17 protein-coding genes, 1 tRNA gene and 1 other RNA gene are annotated in these 17,616 nt (G+C 61.8%); 4 read left to right on the top strand and 15 right to left on the bottom strand.

Translation table 11 applies throughout. The features are described 5' to 3' along the window. Positions 1–238 precede the first annotated feature (238 nt). The gene (locus tag IB285_RS07980; RefSeq protein WP_190787679.1) at positions 239–511 is read left to right on the top strand and encodes a hypothetical protein; all 273 of its coding nucleotides are present in this window, start codon (positions 239–241) and stop codon (positions 509–511) included. Here IB285_RS07980 and IB285_RS07985 read toward each other — a convergent pair. The 4 genes from IB285_RS07985 to IB285_RS08000 all read right to left on the bottom strand — a co-directional run bounded on the left by IB285_RS07985 (position 441) and on the right by IB285_RS08000 (position 3,560). Then, entirely contained in the window at positions 441–1,199 is a 759-nt protein-coding gene (locus IB285_RS07985) for a CDP-alcohol phosphatidyltransferase family protein (RefSeq protein ID WP_190789035.1), read from the bottom strand. The genes IB285_RS07980 and IB285_RS07985 overlap by 71 nt on opposite strands. A 142-nt stretch (positions 1,200–1,341) precedes the next feature. Then, a complete protein-coding gene (locus IB285_RS07990; protein ID WP_190787680.1) occupies positions 1,342–2,094 on the bottom strand; it encodes a phosphatidylserine decarboxylase in 753 nt (250 codons plus the stop codon). A 140-nt stretch (positions 2,095–2,234) separates the two neighbouring features. Continuing rightward, positions 2,235–3,365, bottom strand: a complete 1,131-nt coding sequence (locus tag IB285_RS07995; RefSeq protein ID WP_190787681.1) for a beta-ketoacyl-ACP synthase III — start codon at positions 3,363–3,365, stop codon at positions 2,235–2,237. 109 nt (positions 3,366–3,474) lie between these two features. Next, positions 3,475–3,560, bottom strand: a tRNA-Tyr gene (locus tag IB285_RS08000). Between the two features lie 163 nt (positions 3,561–3,723). Here IB285_RS08000 and rlmB point away from each other — a divergent pair. Together rlmB and IB285_RS08010 are read left to right on the top strand one after the other, a co-directional pair. Next, on the top strand, positions 3,724–4,515 hold the full coding sequence (rlmB, locus tag IB285_RS08005; RefSeq protein WP_190787682.1) for a 23S rRNA (guanosine(2251)-2'-O)-methyltransferase RlmB: 792 nt from the start codon (positions 3,724–3,726) through the stop codon (positions 4,513–4,515). A 24-nt stretch (positions 4,516–4,539) separates the two neighbouring features. Beyond that, a complete protein-coding gene (locus tag IB285_RS08010; protein ID WP_190787683.1) occupies positions 4,540–5,436 on the top strand; it encodes a hypothetical protein in 897 nt (298 codons plus the stop codon). A gap of 115 nt (positions 5,437–5,551) precedes the next feature. Here the strand turns inward: IB285_RS08010 and IB285_RS08015 are convergent, their stop codons facing one another. The 8 genes from IB285_RS08015 to IB285_RS08050 all read right to left on the bottom strand — a co-directional run bounded on the left by IB285_RS08015 (position 5,552) and on the right by IB285_RS08050 (position 14,862). Further along, on the bottom strand, positions 5,552–5,824 hold the full coding sequence (locus tag IB285_RS08015) for an HU family DNA-binding protein (RefSeq protein ID WP_190789036.1): 273 nt from the start codon (positions 5,822–5,824) through the stop codon (positions 5,552–5,554). A 274-nt stretch (positions 5,825–6,098) separates the two neighbouring features. Next, positions 6,099–8,504 (bottom strand): endopeptidase La, encoded by a 2,406-nt coding sequence (gene lon / locus IB285_RS08020; RefSeq protein ID WP_190787684.1) that lies wholly within the window; start codon positions 8,502–8,504, stop codon positions 6,099–6,101. A gap of 121 nt (positions 8,505–8,625) precedes the next feature. Further along, complete coding sequence (locus tag IB285_RS08025; RefSeq protein WP_190787685.1) at positions 8,626–8,970, bottom strand: YbaB/EbfC family nucleoid-associated protein; 345 nt, start codon at positions 8,968–8,970, stop codon at positions 8,626–8,628. Positions 8,971–8,983: 13 nt separating this feature from the next. Beyond that, a complete protein-coding gene (locus tag IB285_RS08030; protein ID WP_190787686.1) occupies positions 8,984–10,828 on the bottom strand; it encodes a DNA polymerase III subunit gamma/tau in 1,845 nt (614 codons plus the stop codon). Positions 10,829–10,881: 53 nt separating this feature from the next. Then, positions 10,882–10,976, bottom strand: an RNA gene (ffs, locus tag IB285_RS08035) — signal recognition particle sRNA small type. A 34-nt stretch (positions 10,977–11,010) separates the two neighbouring features. Next, a complete protein-coding gene (locus IB285_RS08040; RefSeq protein WP_190787687.1) occupies positions 11,011–11,289 on the bottom strand; it encodes an ETC complex I subunit in 279 nt (92 codons plus the stop codon). 107 nt (positions 11,290–11,396) lie between these two features. After that, positions 11,397–13,835, bottom strand: a complete 2,439-nt coding sequence (gene hrpB / locus IB285_RS08045; protein ID WP_190787688.1) for an ATP-dependent helicase HrpB — start codon at positions 13,833–13,835, stop codon at positions 11,397–11,399. 16 nt (positions 13,836–13,851) lie between these two features. After that, entirely contained in the window at positions 13,852–14,862 is a 1,011-nt protein-coding gene (locus IB285_RS08050) for a polyprenyl synthetase family protein (RefSeq protein ID WP_190787689.1), read from the bottom strand. Positions 14,863–14,928: 66 nt separating this feature from the next. On the opposite strand from IB285_RS08050, the gene IB285_RS08055 reads away from it, so the two are divergent. After that, a complete protein-coding gene (locus IB285_RS08055; RefSeq protein ID WP_190787690.1) occupies positions 14,929–15,237 on the top strand; it encodes a chorismate mutase in 309 nt (102 codons plus the stop codon). A gap of 146 nt (positions 15,238–15,383) precedes the next feature. Here IB285_RS08055 and IB285_RS08060 read toward each other — a convergent pair whose 3' ends face one another. From IB285_RS08060 to IB285_RS08070, 3 genes are all read right to left on the bottom strand, one after another. Continuing rightward, positions 15,384–15,935, bottom strand: coding sequence for a hypothetical protein (locus IB285_RS08060; RefSeq protein WP_190787691.1), 552 nt, complete (start codon positions 15,933–15,935; stop codon positions 15,384–15,386). Between the two features lie 126 nt (positions 15,936–16,061). Further along, on the bottom strand, positions 16,062–16,982 hold the full coding sequence (locus tag IB285_RS08065; RefSeq protein WP_190787692.1) for a hypothetical protein: 921 nt from the start codon (positions 16,980–16,982) through the stop codon (positions 16,062–16,064). Beyond that, on the bottom strand, positions 16,979–17,569 hold the full coding sequence (locus IB285_RS08070; RefSeq protein ID WP_190787693.1) for a sigma-70 family RNA polymerase sigma factor: 591 nt from the start codon (positions 17,567–17,569) through the stop codon (positions 16,979–16,981). The genes IB285_RS08065 and IB285_RS08070 overlap by 4 nt, the downstream gene beginning before the upstream one ends. Between the last annotated feature and the right edge of the window lie 47 nt (positions 17,570–17,616).

The raw sequence follows: 17,616 nt of genomic DNA on the forward strand, positions 1-17,616 counted from the left end.
GGAAAGCATGGAACCGCTGGCGGAGATCCCGCGTGCGGCACCGGTATGTGCGCCTTCCATGTGAATTTCGCCGATTCGGATGCTCCGATCCGGCGATGGCGGGGCCAATAGCGGGGCTTTCGCACAAAATCTAGTGCAATCGGACGATCCGGAACACAAGCGGAACAAAATGGCTTGACTGGGGAGAACACTTATAGAACAAGTGATGCGGAACAAAGATCGAACGAAGGAATTGACCATGATCGCAGCAACGCTTTCCGTCCTGATATCGGTGGTCACGATTGCGACCGCGCTTGCCCTGGTCGATTTCTGGCTGCGCGCGAGCAGCGCCTATGCCTTGCTCAAGCGGCAGAGCGATCTGGTGAAGGCCGGCTTCGTTCCGCAGGTGGAGGCCCGGGTGGTCAGGCTTCGTCCTGCTGCACCAAGAGGTTCGTCAGCGGCTACGCGTCCGTTTGCGACACGCCTTCCCCGCCGCGCATCATTGCCCGCTCGGCTGCGCGGCGCCGCTTGATCCTGCCATACTTGATCAAGGCGTAAGGCATCAGCGCGAGATAACCGGCGCTGATTGCCGTCAGTGACCACCACGGTTCCAGCAGCAAGGCGGCAAAGGCCAGCGTCATGAACGCGATTAGCCATAGCCTGATGCCGCGGCGCGGACGGATGGCCGCCCAGCTCAGCGTCGCCATGTTGGAAATGAGCAGCACCGCCATCAGGCTGATCCAGATCGACAGGATGACCGGATCGCGGAAGAGCTCGATGCCGGTTTCCTGCCAGATATAGAACGGAGCGAATGCCAGCCCTGCCCCGACAGGTGCGGGAACTCCGGTGAGAAACCCGGCAGATTTGTGCGGCTGCTCATCCACGTCGATCTGAGCGTTGAACCGCGCCAGTCGGAGTGCGCAGCAGATCGCGAAGGCAAGCGCCGCGAACCAGCCGAACCGGTCCAGCTCCTGCAGGGACCACATGTAGAGAATGAGCGCGGGCGCCATTCCGAAGGAGAGCGAATCCGCAAGGCTGTCAAGCTCGGCGCCAAACCGTGATTGCGCATTGAGTAGCCGGGCGATCCGGCCATCCAGCCCGTCAAGCACCCCGGCGAGGATTACCGCGAGGATGGCGAAGGACCATTGCCCTTCGACTGCAAACCGGATGCCGGTAAGCCCCGAGCACAAAGCTGCCGCGGTGATCGCGTTCGGCAACATGGCGCGCAGGCTAAGCGGGCGCGCGTCGCCGATACTCTCGGCATCGTCATCCTCAGCCGCTTTCGGACCAAGCCGGGCACCGGATGGTCGGACAGAACCCTTGGGAGATGGTCTTTTCAAATCGCAAGCTCGGCAAAGCGGATCACTGCGAAATACCCTCGAGCAGCCCTTGCGTGCCCATCTCGGCAAGAATCGTCTCGCCGGCAATGCAGCGCTGGCCAAGGAGGACCTTCGGATCCGTGCCCGCGGGAAGGTACACATCGACGCGGCTGCCGAAGCGGATAAGCCCCACGCGCTGCCCCTTTGCGACGGTGTCGCCCGGTTTTACCGAAGGCACGATCCGGCGCGCCACGAGACCTGCGATCTGGGTGAAGCCGATCTGCATACCGTCATTGCGCTCGACAAGGATGTGCTGCCGCTCGTTTTCCTCGCTGGCCTTATCAAGGTCGGCGTTGACGAATTTTCCGGGAATGTAGACCAGCCTGCGGATCGTCCCGGCAATCGGGGAGCGATTGATATGGACGTCGAACACACTCATGAAGATCGAGATACGGGTGACCGGCCCATCGGGAAGCCCCGTATGACCCGAACCATCATCGATCCGAAGCTCGGGCGGCGGCTCAACCGTGGTAATGAGCGAAACGATCCCGTCCGCCGGCGCAACAATGGCGTTGTCCGCCTGCGGCACCACGCGCTCGGGATCCCTGAAAAAGGCAAATACACCCGCTGAAAGCAGTAGCAACGGCCAGCCGATGATCTCCCAGTCGAGGATCAAGAGCGGGACCAGGCTGATTGCCACGGCGATTATGCCATATTTACGGCCTTCGGGGTGAATCGGCGGCCAGCTCCAGCCAGCATCGCCGCGCCCCTGATTATCGAGAATTTCACCTGCCATGCCGTGCCAGATAGTCAGGCCGGCCCGCGCTCGCAAGCAAAGTGGGCCCGAGTTTTCGGATTATGTGCTGCCAACCCGTTGGGAATCGAGTAGGTTGGTTAGCCTTCCGCCTTGCTCCGCCGCCTAGAAAAGGTCGCCAATCAGGCGACCTTCCGCACAAAAACGGTCCCGGCAGAGTAGCCCGCTCCGAAACTGCAGATCAGGCCGGTATCCCCATCTTTCAGATCGTCGTTGTTGGAATGAAACGCAATGATGGATCCGGCGCTTGAAGTGTTGCCGTAGGTGTCGAGCACCGTTGGACTTTCATCATCATCCGCCTCATGCCCGAGAACGCGCTGCGCAATCAGCCGGTTCATCCCGGCATTCGCCTGATGCAGCCATAGCCGCCGCAAGGTCGCCGGGTCCATCTGCAGCTTCTCCGCCTCGTCGATGATCATCTGCGCGACCATGGGGACGACTTCCTTGAACACCTTGCGCCCCTCCTGAACGAAGAGCTTGTCGGCATTTCCCGCGGTGTCAGGATGTGCCCGATTAAGGAAGCCGAAATTGTTGCGGATGTTGTTCGAGAAGACGGTCTTCAGCTTGGTGCTGAGGATGTCCCAGTGCTGCGCCGGCGCGATTGCGGCGTCTTCGACCAGCACTGCCGTCGCCACATCGCCAAAGATGAAGTGGCTATCGCGGTCGCGCCAATTGAGGTGACCTGAGGTGATTTCCGGGCTCACCACCAGCACGCTTTTCGCGTTACCGGCGCGCACGTAATCTGCGGCGGTCTGGATACCGAAGGTCGCAGACGAGCAAGCGACGTTCATGTCGAACCCGAAACCATCAATGCCGAGAGCCTGCTGAATCTCGATCGCCATCGCGGGATAGGCCCGCTGCATATTGGAAGCCGCGCAGAGCACAGCGTCCACGTCCTTCGCATCGCGACCAGCGCGCTCCAAGGCCTGACGCGCAGCGATGACACCGATTTCCGCCATGATCGACAGCTGGTCGTTAGAGCGTTCGTCCCATCGGGGGCTCATGATTTCGGGATCGAGCACAGGCTCTTTCGCCATGACGTGACGCGATTTGATGCCGCTCGCTTTCTCGATGAATTCGACCGAAGAGGGTTGCAGCGCGTCGATATCGCCCGCTTCGATCGCATCGGCATGCTGCGAATTGTAGCGCTCGACATACTCGTTGAAGCTTGCGACAAGCTCTTCATTCGAGATGGAGGCTTCTGGCGTGAATAGGCCGGTTGCGGAGATGACGGGGCGGTGAGTGAGCTGCACGTTCTGCGTGACCTTTTTATCTTGGGGATGCGGGCAATAATCCTCTGCCCTCGCGCTCGCAAGAGCGAGTGCGGTATCCTATCCATCAAAATCGGAAGCTAAGGGCAAATGGTGGACAGGGCTGGATTCGAACCAGCGTACGCTTGCGCGGGCAGATTTACAGTCTGCTGCCTTTAACCACTCGGCCACCTGTCCACACCATGCCTTGCAGGATTAGATCGCTGCGTTGCCGGGATTCGTGCCCCGTCCGATAGGACCGGAGCGCTGCCGAGAGGCGCCCCTTTGGCGAAGCGACGCTTGCCTGTCAATGGGGCGGCTGGCAGGGGGCAGACGAAAGAACACGCAGAACGGAGACAGCATGGCCAAGGGTGATCGCAAACGCGCATTGAGAGGCCGCGCAGGACGGATGAAGGGCGGACGCGGATCCGGCCGCGCTTCGTCGGGACATGTGCGGCTGTGGGGCCGTCATCCGGTTGAGGCGGCGCTCAAGAACCCGGATCGCCAGCACCGCAAATTGTGGGCCACGCGGGACGGGATCGACAGCCTCGACGGCGAGCTTCCTCCCGATTTCCCGGTGGAATATGCCGACGTCGCCGACCTCGCGCGGCTGGTCGCCAAAGATGCCCCACATCAGGGGCTGGTGCTTGAGTGCGAACCACTCGACGGCCTATTTCTCGACGATGTTGCCAAGGGCGATCCCGCCCGTCCCGTGGTCGTGCTCGACCAGGTGACCGATCCGCACAATGTCGGCGCGATCCTGCGTTCCGCTGCGGCGTTCGATGCGGCCTGCATCGTCACGCAGGACCGGCATGCCCCTCCCGAAGGCGGCGTGCTCGCGAAATCCGCCTCCGGGGCTTTGGAGACTGTCCCATGGATCCGCGTCGTCAATCTCGCGCGCGCTCTGGAAGAGCTTGCGGAAGCTGGATATTGGCGGATCGGGATGGCGGGAGAGGCCGAGGAGACGCTCGCCGAGGCACTCCCAAGCGGGCCGGTCGCCATCGTGCTCGGAGCCGAAGGCGAAGGGATGCGCCACAACATCACTCAGCACTGCGATGCCCTCGCCCGCCTTCCGATTTCTTCTGCGATCGAAAGTCTCAACGTTTCCAACGCGGCGGCGATATCGTTATATGCGGCGGCAACCAGATCGTAAGTTTATGGGGGGATAACGGGGATCATGATCAGAAACACATCCACACGGACCCGCGCGGCAGGCTTGCTCGCCGCGTTCTCATTACTCCTGACAGGGTGCTTTATCACTCCGGGCAAGTTCACATCCGAACTCGCGATCAGCGAGGATGAAAGCTTCAGCTTCACCTATGAGGGCGAGATATTCTTCCTCGGCCTGTCCAGTCTGGCGCAGATGGGCGCTGCTTCCGACGAGTTCGAGCCATCCGATTGCTATGACGACGACACTTTCGAAACTCGCGAGTGCACCGAGGCCGAACTGGCGGAGCAACGCGCAGAATGGGATGCCGGTGCAGAAGCACGCGAGACCAAGGCCAAGGAACAAGCCGCGCAGATGGCCGCTGTCACTGGCGGGATCGACCCAACCGATCCGGAGGCGACCGCGGAACTCGCTCAGTTGCTGCTTCGTCACGAAGGCTGGGACCGCGTCGAAGACAAGGGCAATGGCGTGTTCGATGTGAGCTACCGCGTGAGCGGGAAACTTACACACGACTTCCTCTTCCCTGTGATTGAGGATGTTCCCACCACGAACCCCTTCGTTCAGATGATCATTCGCGATGATCGGATAGTGCGCATCAATGCACCGGGCTTCGCTGCGCAGAACGGGGACAACCCGATGAGCGCCATGATGGGCGGTATGGGCGGGCTTGCCAGCCTTGCCGGAATGGCTGCGCTCGGCGAAGGCAAAGACAGTGACAAGGCCCTCGCCGATATTCCCGAGCTCGAAGGGACGTTTACGATCCTGACACAGGGCGACATGGAAATTCGCGCCAACAACACGGATGAAGGCGCGAGCGAGACCGCGACCGGGAAAATGCTCAGCTGGGAAGTGTCACAGCGCAGCACCGATGTTCCTACCGCCTTGATTGCCGTGCGCGGAAACTGACGCGAGACGCAAATCCAAGTTCGCACAAAAGAACCCCGCCGGGCGCGATGCACGGCGGGGTTCTTTTTGGTCGGCGTTCCACCCTGCGCCGACAGGTATTCAACCGATCGCAGCCTTAGTTGACTGCGTCCTTCAGGCCCTTGCCTGCTTTGAATTTCGGCTGGTTCGATGCCTTGATCGTCATCGGTTCACCTGTGCGCGGGTTGCGCCCGGTCGATGCCTTGCGGCGCGCCACGGAAAAGGTTCCGAATCCGACCAGTCGCACTTCGTCACCGTTCGACAGCGACTTCGTAATGGCATCGAAAACGCCTTCGACGGCGCCTGCTGCATCATTCTTCGAAAGTCCGCTAGATTCGGCAACTGCACTGATCAGATCATTTTTGTTCATTCTGAGAACCCCCTCAAATTTTTCTAGAGCATATTTGTTATGTGGTTCCGGTGAATCGCTTCTCCGAAAGCGCGTAGGTTGAGCCCTTTTTCGGGGGTCTGTCAAAGGCAAATAACGCGGAAAAGCGCCGTTTTTAGGCAATTGGTAAGCATTTGCGACGAACCGAGCGTCATCGCCGCGCGGAGCCATGCGCCAAGCTGGGTATTTTAGGACAGCCGCTTTGCAATCGGCAGCCCAGGCGGAGATGTGCTCCTCGCCCAGGCCGCAAAAAGCATCAATGCGCGGTAGGCACGTCGGAGCCGCCAGCCGCTCCGCCCGATTGTCCGCTTGGCTGAGACGCAAGGTCATCGGCATCGGTCCACTCGATCGGCGTCGGCATGTCGGTAAGGGCATGCTCAAGCACGGCATCGACGTGATCGACAGGGATGATCTCCAGACCGTCCTTCGCGTTCTGCGGAATTTCCGCGAGATCCTTCACATTCTCTTCGGGAATCAGGACGGTCTTGATCCCGCCGCGCAACGCAGCGAGTAGCTTTTCCTTGAGCCCGCCGATCGCTAGGACGCGGCCGCGCAAAGTCACCTCGCCCGTCATCGCTATGTCGGGGCGAACCGGAACGCCTGAAAGCGTCGAGACTATGGAGGTCACCATCCCGATGCCAGCGCTCGGCCCATCCTTGGGCACCGCCCCTTCGGGCAGGTGGATGTGCACGTTCTTGCGTTGGAAGAGCGACGGCTTGATGCCGTAAGCGGGCGCGCGCGCCTTCACGAAGCTGAAGGCTGCGGAGATACTCTCATTCATAACCTCGCCCAGCTTGCCGGTCGTCTTGATCTCGCCTTTGCCCGGCGTCGTCACGCTTTCGATGGTGAGCAGTTCGCCCCCGACCGAAGTCCATGCGAGCCCGGTCACCGCACCGACCTGTGCTTCCTCTTCGCCGACGCCGTGCTTGAATTTGCGCACGCCTGCAAAGTCACCGAGGTTTTCCGGCGTGATCCGCACGGTCTCCAGCTCTTTTTCGAGGATCTTGCGCAGGCTCTTGCGCGCCAGCCGCGCGATTTCACGTTCAAGCGTTCGAACGCCGGATTCGCGAGTGTAGTACCGAATGAGGTCGCGCAGGGCGTCCTCGGTCAGCTCGAATTCCTCTTCCTTCAGGCCGTGCTGTTCGACCTGCTTGTCGATGAGGTGTCGCTTGGCGATCTCGACCTTCTCGTCTTCGGTATATCCTTCGAGCCGGATGATCTCCATGCGATCGAGGAGCGGCTGCGGCAGGTCGAGACTGTTCGCCGTGGTGACGAACATGATATCCGACAGGTTCAGATCGAGCTCGAGATAGTGATCCTGGAATTTGTCGTTCTGCTCGGGATCAAGCACTTCGAGCAGCGCCGAAGCCGGGTCGCCGCGGAAATCCTGGCCCAGCTTGTCGATCTCGTCGAGCAGGAACAGCGGATTGCTCGTCCCTGCTTTCTTGAGGTTGTTGACAATCTTGCCCGGCATCGAGCCGATATAGGTGCGACGGTGACCGCGGATTTCCGCTTCGTCGCGGACTCCGCCGAGCGATTGCCGCACGAATTCGCGGCCCGTCGCCTTCGCGATCGATTTGCCGAGCGAGGTCTTGCCCACGCCGGGAGGCCCGACAAGGCACAGGATCGGACCCTTCAGCTTGTTCGTGCGGGCCTGGACTGCGAGATATTCGATGATCCGGTCCTTGACCTTTTCAAGGCCATAATGATCGGCGTCGAGCACTTCCTGCGCTTTGGCGATATCCTTTTTCAGCTTCGATTTCTTGCCCCACGGCAGGCCGAGCAGCACGTCGAGATAGTTGCGGACGACGGTCGCCTCCGCGCTCATCGGTTGCATGCCCTTGAGCTTTTTCAGCTCGGCGGTGGCCTTCGCCTTTGCTTCTTTTGAAAGCTTGGTTTTCTCGATCTGCGCGGTGAGTTCGGCGATCTCATCGCCCTCTTCGCCATCGCCGCCGCCAAGCTCGCTCTGGATCGCCTTGAGCTGCTCATTGAGGTAGTATTCGCGCTGCGTCTTCTCCATCTGCCGCTTCACGCGGCCACGGATTTTGCGCTCCACCTGAAGAACCGAGAGCTCTCCTTCCATGAAGGCCATGACGAGCTCCAGCCGCTTAAGCGGGTTCGCCTCGGTCAGGAGCGATTGCTTGTCAGACACCTTTGCATTGATGGCCGCCGCGATCATGTCGCCGAGCTGACCGGCATCATCCACCTCGCCCAGCTCGACATTGGTATCATCACCGAGCTTCTTGTTTAGCTTGGAATATTCACCGAACTGTTCGGAAACCTGCCGCATCAACGCGGTCACTTCGTTGCCGGCAACCGTTTCCGGCTCAAGCATCTCGACCGAGGCAAGGATATAGCCATCCTCTGAGCGCAGATCGGCCAGCTTTGCGCGGTGCGTGCCCTCGACCATGACCCGCACGGTGCCGTCGGGCAGTTTGAGCATCTGGAGCACCTGCGCCACGACGCCGACATCGTACAGGTCATCGCCCTCAGGATCGTCGCATCCGGGGTCGAGCTGCGCGAGCAGGAAGATGTCCTTGCTCGCCTCCATGGCTGCCTCGAGCGCCGCAACCGATTTGTCGCGTCCCACGAAAAGCGGCACGACCATGCCGGGAAACACGACGATGTCGCGCAAGGGAAGAAGAGGAAAGTTCTGAGTCATATGCTAAGGCCCAAGGCCGCCATTGGGGCGCGCCGTTTGCGAGAATATGGGAAGCGGCACCTTTGGCCGCAACTCTAGCTGCGATGAAGCTGTGGAACCAATGCCCGGCAAAGAACCGGCTTCAGCCGCCCATCCCCGGCAGATTGAAGCCCGGTGGCAGACCCATCCCGCCCTGCATTTCCTTCATCTGTTCGGCGGAAACACGGTCGGCCTTGTCACGCGCGTCGTTGAAGGCGGCGGTTACGAGGTCTTCGACCATCTGTTTTTCTTCAGGCTTCATCAGGCTGTCGTCGATCGTCACGCCAAGGATGCGGCCCTTTGCTGTAGCGCGCACTTTCACGAGGCCCCCGCCCGAGGCACCTTCAACCTCGATATTATCGAGCTTGACCTGCATCTCGTTCATCTGCGTCTGGATATTCTCGGCAGCCTTCTGAGCCGCCTGCATCATTTCTTCCATCGATTTCATCGAAACTACTCCATCAATTCCATTTGCTGCCGGAGGCGCTGGCCACCTTGTCGTCGGCGTCGATCAGCTCGGCATCGGGAAACGCGTCCAATGTGGCTTTCACCAATGGATCGGACAAGACCTTGTCGCGGGCGGCGGCGGCCCTCGCGTCGGATTGTTCGCGCAGGCTTGGCGAGGCTTCGCCCGTGCCCTTCTCAATCAGCCAGCGTTTGCCGGTCAGCTTGAACAGCGCTTCGCGCATGTCCGGAGAGGGATCATCGGGGAAACTGTCCGCCTGCTCAAAAACCAGCTTTTCGGGTGCTAACTCGATGACCCGAACCCGGTCTCGCATCATCTGCGCAACCCGCAACTGTCCGGCCTTGTCGATCCGGTCGACGAGTTCTTCCCAATCAAGCGATTGAGCCGAGGCGGGCCCTTGTTGGCTCGCGGTCTCGCCTCCGCCGGTCTCCGCCGTTGCTGCCGGTCCAGCTGGAGCGCGGTTCGCCAGTTCTTCGATACGCTTCGCCAGTTTTCCGGGATCGGGAAGTCCGGATGCGTGGAGCACCCGCAGCAGCGCCATTTGCAGAGAGACCAGCGGATCGGGTGCCTGCCGCACTTCCTCATGTCCCTTGAGCAGTAATTGCCACAGGCGGTGCAGTTCCCCCGCCCCCAGCCGCTGCGCAAACTCAGCGAGCGCGGCACGCTCTTCCTCGCTCGGTGCGTCGGGCTCGCCGCCGGAAACCTGCGCCACGGTGATCCTGTGCACCAGGTCCATCAGCGCGCGCATCAGGGCGAGCGGCTCCACTCCAAGCGCATATTGATCTTCGGTCGCCGCGATCAGCGCTTTGGCATCGCCGCCGAGGAGATGGCTCAGGATCGCGCGCTGAGCGCCCTTGTCGGCAAGGCCCAGCATGTCGCGCACGCGCTCAGCGGTGACCTTGCCTCCGGTATCGAGGTCCGCATGCGAAATCGCCTGGTCCAGGATGGATAGCCCGTCGCGCGCTGAACCCTCGGCTGCTGCTGCGATGATGCGCAAGGCCTCTTCTTCCGCCTCGACGCCTTCGGCATTGCAAACATTCGCAAAGTGCTGGCTGAGCAGATCGGACGGAATACGCCGCAGGTCGAAACGCTGCGTGCGGCTGAGCACCGTCACTGGAAGCTTTTCTACCTCGGTTGTGGCGAACAGGAATTTTACGTGCGCCGGCGGTTCTTCAAGCGTCTTGAGCAAGGCATTGAAAGCATTGCGCGAAAGCATGTGAACTTCGTCGATGATATAGATCTTGTAGCGGGCAGAAACCGCTGCATAGCGCACCTGCTCGATGATATCGCGGACATCGTCGACGCCGGTGTGCGATGCCGCGTCCATCTCGATCACGTCGATATGGCGGCCTTCCGCGATTGCGGTGCAGGGCTCGCATTGGCCACATGGATCGATCGTCGGGCCGCCTTCGCCATCGGGTCCGACACAGTTGAGCGCCTTCGCGATAAGCCGCGCCGTGGAGGTCTTACCGACCCCTCTCACGCCGGTCATCAGAAAGGCATGTGCCAGCCGGTCACGCTCGATCGCATTGGCCAGCGTGCGCACCATCGGTTCCTGCCCGATCAGTTCGGAGAACGTCTGGGGGCGATACTTGCGCGCGAGCACGCGGTAAGGCTGTGCCGTCTCTGTGGTCTCGGTTGTTTGAGGCGTAGGCGCGGACGTCTCATCCGCTGTTGTGGCTGGGGTGTCGGGCTGCGCTTCCTGCTGCAGAGGCGCATCCGGGTCCCCGAACATGGAATTCTGGCCCGCCGCCTCCAGTTCGGCGGCAGTCGGCTGCTGCTCTTCCTCAGGATCCCCTTCCCATGGGGGCGAATCCGAATTGTCCGGTGAATCGACCATGCACGATTAGCTACGCGCTGTGCGTGCATTTGTCATGGCGATGATTGGAGAAATTCAAAGGAGCCGAGCGACCCGCCGCAATTCACCTGGGCTGCTTCCTTCCGGACCTGACCCGGTGAGCGAACGCAAACGTCCACCCGACTCCCGGTGGCGGATATGGCGTCGGCTCTCCTAAAAATCAATCACCGAAAATTATCGGCGTAGGCCTGTATCTTGAGCGATTTTGGCGGCGTCGCGTGGACGCGGGCCGATATCCCGTACTTTTCGGCATACGCCTTGGCCGCATCTTTGCTCGGGAAACTGAGCTTGACCTGCGCCTGCGTATCGCCGCTACCGGTCCAGCCCATCAGCGGGTCGGGCTTGCGCGCCTCGGACTGCTCGAATTCGAGCACCCAGGTATCGGTCTTGGCCTTGCCCGATTGCATCGCGCTTTTCGGCTGCTGGTAAATGCGTGCGGTCATCTTCGTTCCGTTTCCTCGCTCATGCGACCTGACGGTCGCGTCGCTGCGGGCGCACAGTCGCGCTTGCGGTCGCTATGCGACCGTTCCCGCGTCCCGATAATCCAAACTCAACCGCGATTGAAGGCGTTTTTGGTCTTCAGGCTCGGCTTTTCTTCCCATGGTCGCTCCGGCCAGCGATGCTTGGGGTAGCGTCCCTTCATATCCTTGGCGACGTCGGCCCAGCTGCCGCGCCAGAAACCAGGCAAATCGCGGGTGGACTGGATCGGGCGCCCGGCGGGGCTGGTAAGCTTGAGCAAGAGCGGCGCGGCTGTTTTACCGGCGCCGATCAACGGATGACTGTCGAGCCCGAACAGCGCCTGCACCCGCACCTCCACGCTAGGCGCGTCGTCACCAGTGTAATCGATCGCGTGACGGGTTCCGGCAGGCGACGAAAAATGCACAGGCGCGGCCTCATCCAAGGCTTGTCGCGCGTTCCAGTCGAGCAGGCTCAACGCTGCATCGGCATAACGCTGCGGTGGCAGGCCGAGGTCGCGTCGCCCCGCAAGTAAGGGAACGAGCCACATACCCGCGCTCTCACTCAGTCCGGCTTCCGAAAGCGTGTCGACACCTGCGAACGCGGCACGCGCCAGAAAGCCTTGCGGGAGAAGTTCCCCCAGTTTTTCCAATGCTTTTTCCACAAGGATATCCACGACCTGGTCCACATCCGGGGAAGGGTCCGGTCCGCGGGCGAGGACGATCGCACCAAGGCGTTTCTCTCTTCGGAATTCCACCCGGTTTTCCGTATTATTCCAGAGGGCTGTCGATCGTTCCTCAACTTGATTGGCAAACAATGCTTCGATGCGTTCCGGGCGGATTTCGATGCCCGAAGTTATCCGTGCGCCCTTCGCCCGCCCTTGCGCATCCGCGATCACTATCCACTCGGATGCGGCGAGAGGCGACGTAGCGTCGAGTTGGAACCCGCGTCCGCCGGCGCTCAGCCACTGTTCTCCTTTCGGATCGCGCCGTTTTGCGACGAAGCCGGGCCTCGCAAGCGCAAGGCATTCTGCGGCCGATTGCGCTGTAGTGGTACTCTCAATCATCTCCTTCGCCGCCAGACGCGCCCACCCTTGCGCGATGCGAGCGGCATTCTTTGCCCGAGCCGATCTCTCGCCACGCCAACCTGAGAGTCGCTGTGCGAGGTCTTCACTCCTGCCGCCGAGGCCGCGCTCCTGTATCAGCATGACCAATCGCGCCGCTTCATCCGCACATCCTGCGCTCGCCCCTTGCAGAACGGCGGCGGCCTGATCAGGAGACATAGGCATGCGGCCTATCGCCTCGCCCCACTCGGTTATGCGCCCATCGCCATCGAGCGCGCTAAGCGCTTGCAAGTCCGAGCGCGCCGCCGCAATCGAGGCTTCAGGCGGCGTATCGAGCCATGCGAGCGCGGCGGGATCGGTGTTGCCCCAGCGAGCCAATTTCAGCAGCAACGGAGCAAGGTCTGCGATCGCGATCTCGGGGGGAGCAAATTCCGGCCGGCCGCCATGTCCGCCCTCCTCCCACAAGCGGTAGGCGATACCGGGCCCCTGCCGCGCGGCCCGCCCGGCGCGCTGCGTCGCCGCCGCCTGGCTTGCGCGGCGGGTGACGAGATGCGTCGTACCCGCAGCCCGATCGTATTCGGAATAGCGCGCCAGCCCCGCATCGACCACAATCGAGACGCCATCGAGCGTCAGAGAAGTTTCGGCGATAGCGGTCGCCAGCACCACACGTCTGCGTCCCTCACAGTCTCGGCGGATAGCAGCGCGCTGCGCCGCCGGTTCGACCTGGCCGTGCAGCGGAAGAATGGGCGTATCGGGGAGCTTGCTCTCCGACCGCTCGCGCACCCTTTCGATTTCTCGAACGCCCGGCAGGAAGGCGAGGATATCGCCCTGCTCTTCCCGCCAAGCGGTAATGATCCCGCGCGCGGCCTGGTCCTCGACAGGCGCCGTCCCATCGGCTCCGAGCCAGCGGATCTCCAGCGGAAAGCTGCGCCCCTCGCTTTCGATCACCGGCGTATCGCCCCCAATCAGATCAGCGAAACGCGATCCGTCAATCGTTGCCGACATAACCAGCACCCGCAGGTCATCGCGCAAAACTTCACGAGCCTCCAAGGCCAACGCCAGGCCCAGATCGCTGTCGAGGTGCCGTTCGTGTGCTTCGTCGAACAGCAGCGCGGATACGCCCGGCAACTCGGGATCATCGACCAGCCGGTTGACGAGGATCGCTTCGGTCATGACGATGATGCGCGTGCCTGCCGACACTTTGCTGTCTAGACGGGTCATGTAACCGACCGTTTCGCCGGGCTTTTCGCCGAGCGCTTCCGCCATGCGCTCCGCAGCGGCGCGGGCGGCAATACGGCGCGGCGAGGTGATGATGATCTGGCCATCGCACCACGCTTCATCGAGCAGCGCCGGTGCCACGCCGGTTGTCTTACCAGCACCCGGGGGCGCGATCAGCACGCCTGCACCTTTGTCGCTAAGCGCGGCGCAAATGTCGCCGAGAACCGCGTCTATCGGGAGACTATCGGACATGCGGGTGGCTCCCCGCTCAATAGCCCCGCGCGACTGCGAACTGCGCCGCTTCGGCCATGGCTGCACGCGCGGAACTGTCCGGGAAAATCGAAATCGCATCGATTGCGCGCTGGGCGAAGTGCCGCGCCTTTTCGCGCGTATCTTCGACTGCATTGTGCCGTTCGATAAGCTCGATCGCGTGCGCCAGGTCTTCGTCCGAGGTGCGATGACCGGAAATCGCCGCCTTCCAGAACTTGCGCTCTTCATCCGAGCCGCGAGCGTGCGCAAGGATGACAGGAAGCGTCATCTTCCCTTCGCGGAAATCGTCGCCCTGATCCTTGCCCATCTCTGCCGCGTCTGAATCATAATCGATCGCGTCGTCGACAAGCTGGAACGCGACGCCCAGGTTACGTCCGTAATCTTCCAGAGCGCGTTCCTGTTCTTCGCCGCATTCGGCAACCACCGCGCTAATCTGGCTCGCCGCTGCGAACAATGCGGCCGTCTTTGCACCTATAATGTGAAGGTAACGCTCTTCGCTGGTTTCGATCTGACGCTGCGCGGTAAGCTGCGAAACCTCGCCTTCGGCAATAACGGCGCTGGCATTGCTCAGGATCTTGAGCACCCTCAGCGAACCGTCCTCCGTCATCAGCTCGAACGCGCGGCTGAACAGGAAGTCGCCGACCAGAACCGTCGCCGGGTTCCCGAAGATGATGTTGGCCGCCGCTTTCCCGCGGCGCAGTTCGCTACCATCAACAACATCGTCATGCAGCAGCGTAGCCGTGTGGATGAACTCTACAGCCGCCGCGAGCTTGTGATGGCGTGTACCCTGGTAACCCACGAGCTCTGCACCGGCGAGCGTCAGCATCGGTCGCAGCCGTTTGCCGCCACCCGAGATCAAGTGCCCGGCAAGACGCGGGATCAGCGGAATTTCACTCTGCATCCGGTCGAGAATCACGGAGTTGACCGAGTTCATTCCGCTGGCGGTCAGCGCCAGCATCGGATCGAGCGTGGGCCGCTTGCGCGGGATGGGGACGACTTCTGCGGTCATAGGCTGCGGCTTTGGTCGAGCCTCAGGCGCTTGGCAAGCGCTGAATTGCTGCTAGCCTCGCAAGTGATGTCCGATGAAACGCACGCCTCGACCGCTGACGATCCGCAGCTCGCCATATTCCGCAAGAGTATCGACAATATCGATGCTGCGATCATCCATATGCTGGCCGAGCGTTTCAGGATCACGCAAGCAGTGGGTGAGTACAAAGCGAAGGTCACGCTGCCACCTGCAGATCCCGACCGCGAAAAGCGCCAGATTGCGCGTCTTCGGAAACTGTCGGAGGAATCTGACCTCGACCCTGAATTCAGCGAGAAATTTCTTCGCTTCATCATCGACGAAGTAATCCGCCATCACGAAAAAGCGCGCGAAGCCTGATCGAGTAGGGTTTCCGCTCACATACAAAAAGGGCACGGGAGCTTTGCGCGACCGTGCCCTTCAAGTTGCCCTGCCCAAAACAAGGTTGTCAGCAGGGACGTGGCATGCGGGCGTCAGGGGCGTTGCCGCGCTGCCTCGATTGGCGATCAGCGTGGACGGCGTGCACGGGGCGGCCTCGTTGCACCGGCCTTGCGCGAACGATCGACGCTGCGGTTGACCTGTCCGTTGCTGCGCGTTGTCGTGCGGTCACGGCTGAACACGGTCTCGCCAGCAGAATTGGTCACACGCTGGCTTGCGCTTGAATTGCCCTGGCCATCGCGGCTCCGCGATCCGGCCAGACCATAGGTGCCACCACGACGCCCGGTCGCGGTTCCGGTGAAGGTCGAGCCATTGTCGGTGCGCACGCGCTCCCCTTCAAGCGAGCGGGTGTTACCGGCCGGACCGGTCTGCGAGCGACTGACCACAGCACCCGTATCGGTACGCTGACGGTCGAGAGTGCTCGACGCGGTGTTGCCAGTGTTGTTGTTGGTGACTGTCCGGTCGCGGTCGATAGTCCCGGTCTCGCGGTCAACCGTGGTGGTCTGCGTAGCCGATACGTTTGGACCATCGAACGTCTTGGTGCGCGTCTGCTCCTGCGCGAGCGCCGCGCCGGAGCTGGTAAGAGCGGCAAGCACCGCGATTGTCAGGGTCTTTCTCATCTCTCGGTTTCCTCGTCGTTTCATCTTGTTCAAGGTCTGGAGCACCGACTCCGATCCACCTTTCGTGGCCGGTGACAGAAGTAAAACGGAGGAGTCGCGCAGACCCTTCGCGCTGGTCAGAAAAAATTATTCGGGCGGCATTTCAGGCTGCATTTCAAAAGCGTCAGTCTGGGGGGCTTGGAGCACCTCAGGCTCCTGATCCCGTTCTTCGGGGGCCGGGTTAAGTTGCTGGCTCATTTCTTCGCGGCGTTCGCGGAAGCGGCGGATCGCGTCGCGGCGCTCTTCGGGCGACATTTCTCGCAGCCGCTCAAGGCGACGCCCGACCGGTCGCTGGAAGCGCTCTTCGCGGCGTTCGCGGATGATATCCTGCGGCACCAATTCTTCGCCGTTTTCTATGCGTTCGCGATATTCCTCGCGGCGCTGCTCCAAACGCTGTTCGCGCGTCGTATCGCGGCGCTCACGGAACTGGTCGAGCCGCTCGCGCATCTGCTCTTCCCGTTCGGGTGTTGGCGCGGGGAGGCCCTGCTCGCGCCGGCGTTCTATCGCATCGTCGATAAGGCGATCGACGCGCTCGCGGCGGATATCGCGGCGCTCCTCGCGGATTTCGTCGACCCGGCGAAACACCTCTTCGAGTTCTTCAGGCGTGTCGACCGGTCCCTCGATTTCGATCCGCGTATCCAGCGCGCCAGAGGGCAGGCCGGAACCCTGACGCGATGCTGGCACAGCTTCGGGTTCGCTTCTGGTAATCGTGGACCAAACTTCGGCGGGGCTGGGAAGATCGACGCCGATTCTTTCAAGCACGCCGGTGGCCGCTGCTGCCGTTCCAAGTGCGCCAGCAGCGAGCGCTCCGACCGCCAGGCGCCGCGCACTGCGCCAGCGCGAGCCAGCCGGGCGGGAAGCAGGAAGCGGCGCCGCACGCCCTTCAGTCGCCGCGATAATCCGGTCTGCGAAGCCCCCGGAAAGGTCGGGTGCGGTATAGGCGCCGAGCGATCTGCCAAGGGCGCTATCAGGCACGATCGGACCAGCGTTTTTGTCGATATCGCTCATGCCGCCCCTCCCTGCGCCTCGTTCGCTTCAAATGCGCTGCGCAGCGCGGCGCGGGCGCGGAACAGCAGCGATTCGAAGGCCTTGAGCTTCATTTCCAACACTTCGGCTGCCTCGGCATTGGGCAGCTCCTCATAGTAGGTCAGCACAATGGCGGCGCGCTGGCGTTCGGGCAGTCCCTCCATCAGAGCGCGCGCTGCGAGCATGTCCTCCTCGGCCGCCAGTGCCTCATCCGCAAGGGGTGCCTCGTCGACGCGCTCGGGAACATCGGCATCGGAAGTGCGCCCTCGCGAGCGCAGCCGGTCGAAGGCAAGGTTCATCGCCACCCGCTTGAGCCAAGGGCCAAGCTTCATCGCCTCGCCCCGCTGGCCAAGACGCGGAGCATGATCCCACAGACGGAGCATCGCCTCCTGAGCAATATCCTCAGCTTCGTGTGCATCTCCCGTCATTCTGTACGCAATCCGGTGGAGCAGCGCCGCGTGCATGCCGATAACCTCGCGAAACGCAGCTTCCTCGCGCGCGGCAATCCGCGCGACGAGCGCCGCGTCTTCGTTTGTGGCATCGGCCTTTGGCGTGCTGCCAATGGTCATACAATCTCGCGCAAAAGCCCCCGTTTGCGTGCTCGATCCGACCTTAA

Origin of the sequence: Erythrobacter rubeus, assembly GCF_014705715.1 — a bacterium.
Classification (GTDB): domain Bacteria; phylum Pseudomonadota; class Alphaproteobacteria; order Sphingomonadales; family Sphingomonadaceae; genus Erythrobacter; species Erythrobacter rubeus.

Coding starts and splice junctions, on each gene's coding strand:
- IB285_RS07990 (WP_190787680.1), bottom strand. CDS start 2,094: ATGGCAGGTGAAATTCTCGATAATCAGGGGCGCGGCGATGCTGGCTGG.
- IB285_RS08015 (WP_190789036.1), bottom strand. CDS start 5,824: ATGAACAAAAATGATCTGATCAGTGCAGTTGCCGAATCTAGCGGACTT.
- IB285_RS08040 (WP_190787687.1), bottom strand. CDS start 11,289: ATGACCGCACGCATTTACCAGCAGCCGAAAAGCGCGATGCAATCGGGC.
- IB285_RS08055 (WP_190787690.1), top strand. CDS start 14,929: ATGTCCGATGAAACGCACGCCTCGACCGCTGACGATCCGCAGCTCGCC.
- IB285_RS08065 (WP_190787692.1), bottom strand. CDS start 16,982: ATGAGCGATATCGACAAAAACGCTGGTCCGATCGTGCCTGATAGCGCC.
- IB285_RS08010 (WP_190787683.1), top strand. CDS start 4,540: ATGATCAGAAACACATCCACACGGACCCGCGCGGCAGGCTTGCTCGCC.
- rlmB (WP_190787682.1), top strand. CDS start 3,724: ATGGCCAAGGGTGATCGCAAACGCGCATTGAGAGGCCGCGCAGGACGG.
- IB285_RS07980 (WP_190787679.1), top strand. CDS start 239: ATGATCGCAGCAACGCTTTCCGTCCTGATATCGGTGGTCACGATTGCG.
- IB285_RS08050 (WP_190787689.1), bottom strand. CDS start 14,862: ATGACCGCAGAAGTCGTCCCCATCCCGCGCAAGCGGCCCACGCTCGAT.
- hrpB (WP_190787688.1), bottom strand. CDS start 13,835: ATGTCCGATAGTCTCCCGATAGACGCGGTTCTCGGCGACATTTGCGCC.
- IB285_RS08030 (WP_190787686.1), bottom strand. CDS start 10,828: ATGGTCGATTCACCGGACAATTCGGATTCGCCCCCATGGGAAGGGGAT.
- IB285_RS08060 (WP_190787691.1), bottom strand. CDS start 15,935: ATGAGAAAGACCCTGACAATCGCGGTGCTTGCCGCTCTTACCAGCTCC.
- IB285_RS07985 (WP_190789035.1), bottom strand. CDS start 1,199: ATGTTGCCGAACGCGATCACCGCGGCAGCTTTGTGCTCGGGGCTTACC.
- IB285_RS08025 (WP_190787685.1), bottom strand. CDS start 8,970: ATGAAATCGATGGAAGAAATGATGCAGGCGGCTCAGAAGGCTGCCGAG.
- lon (WP_190787684.1), bottom strand. CDS start 8,504: ATGACTCAGAACTTTCCTCTTCTTCCCTTGCGCGACATCGTCGTGTTT.
- IB285_RS08070 (WP_190787693.1), bottom strand. CDS start 17,569: ATGACCATTGGCAGCACGCCAAAGGCCGATGCCACAAACGAAGACGCG.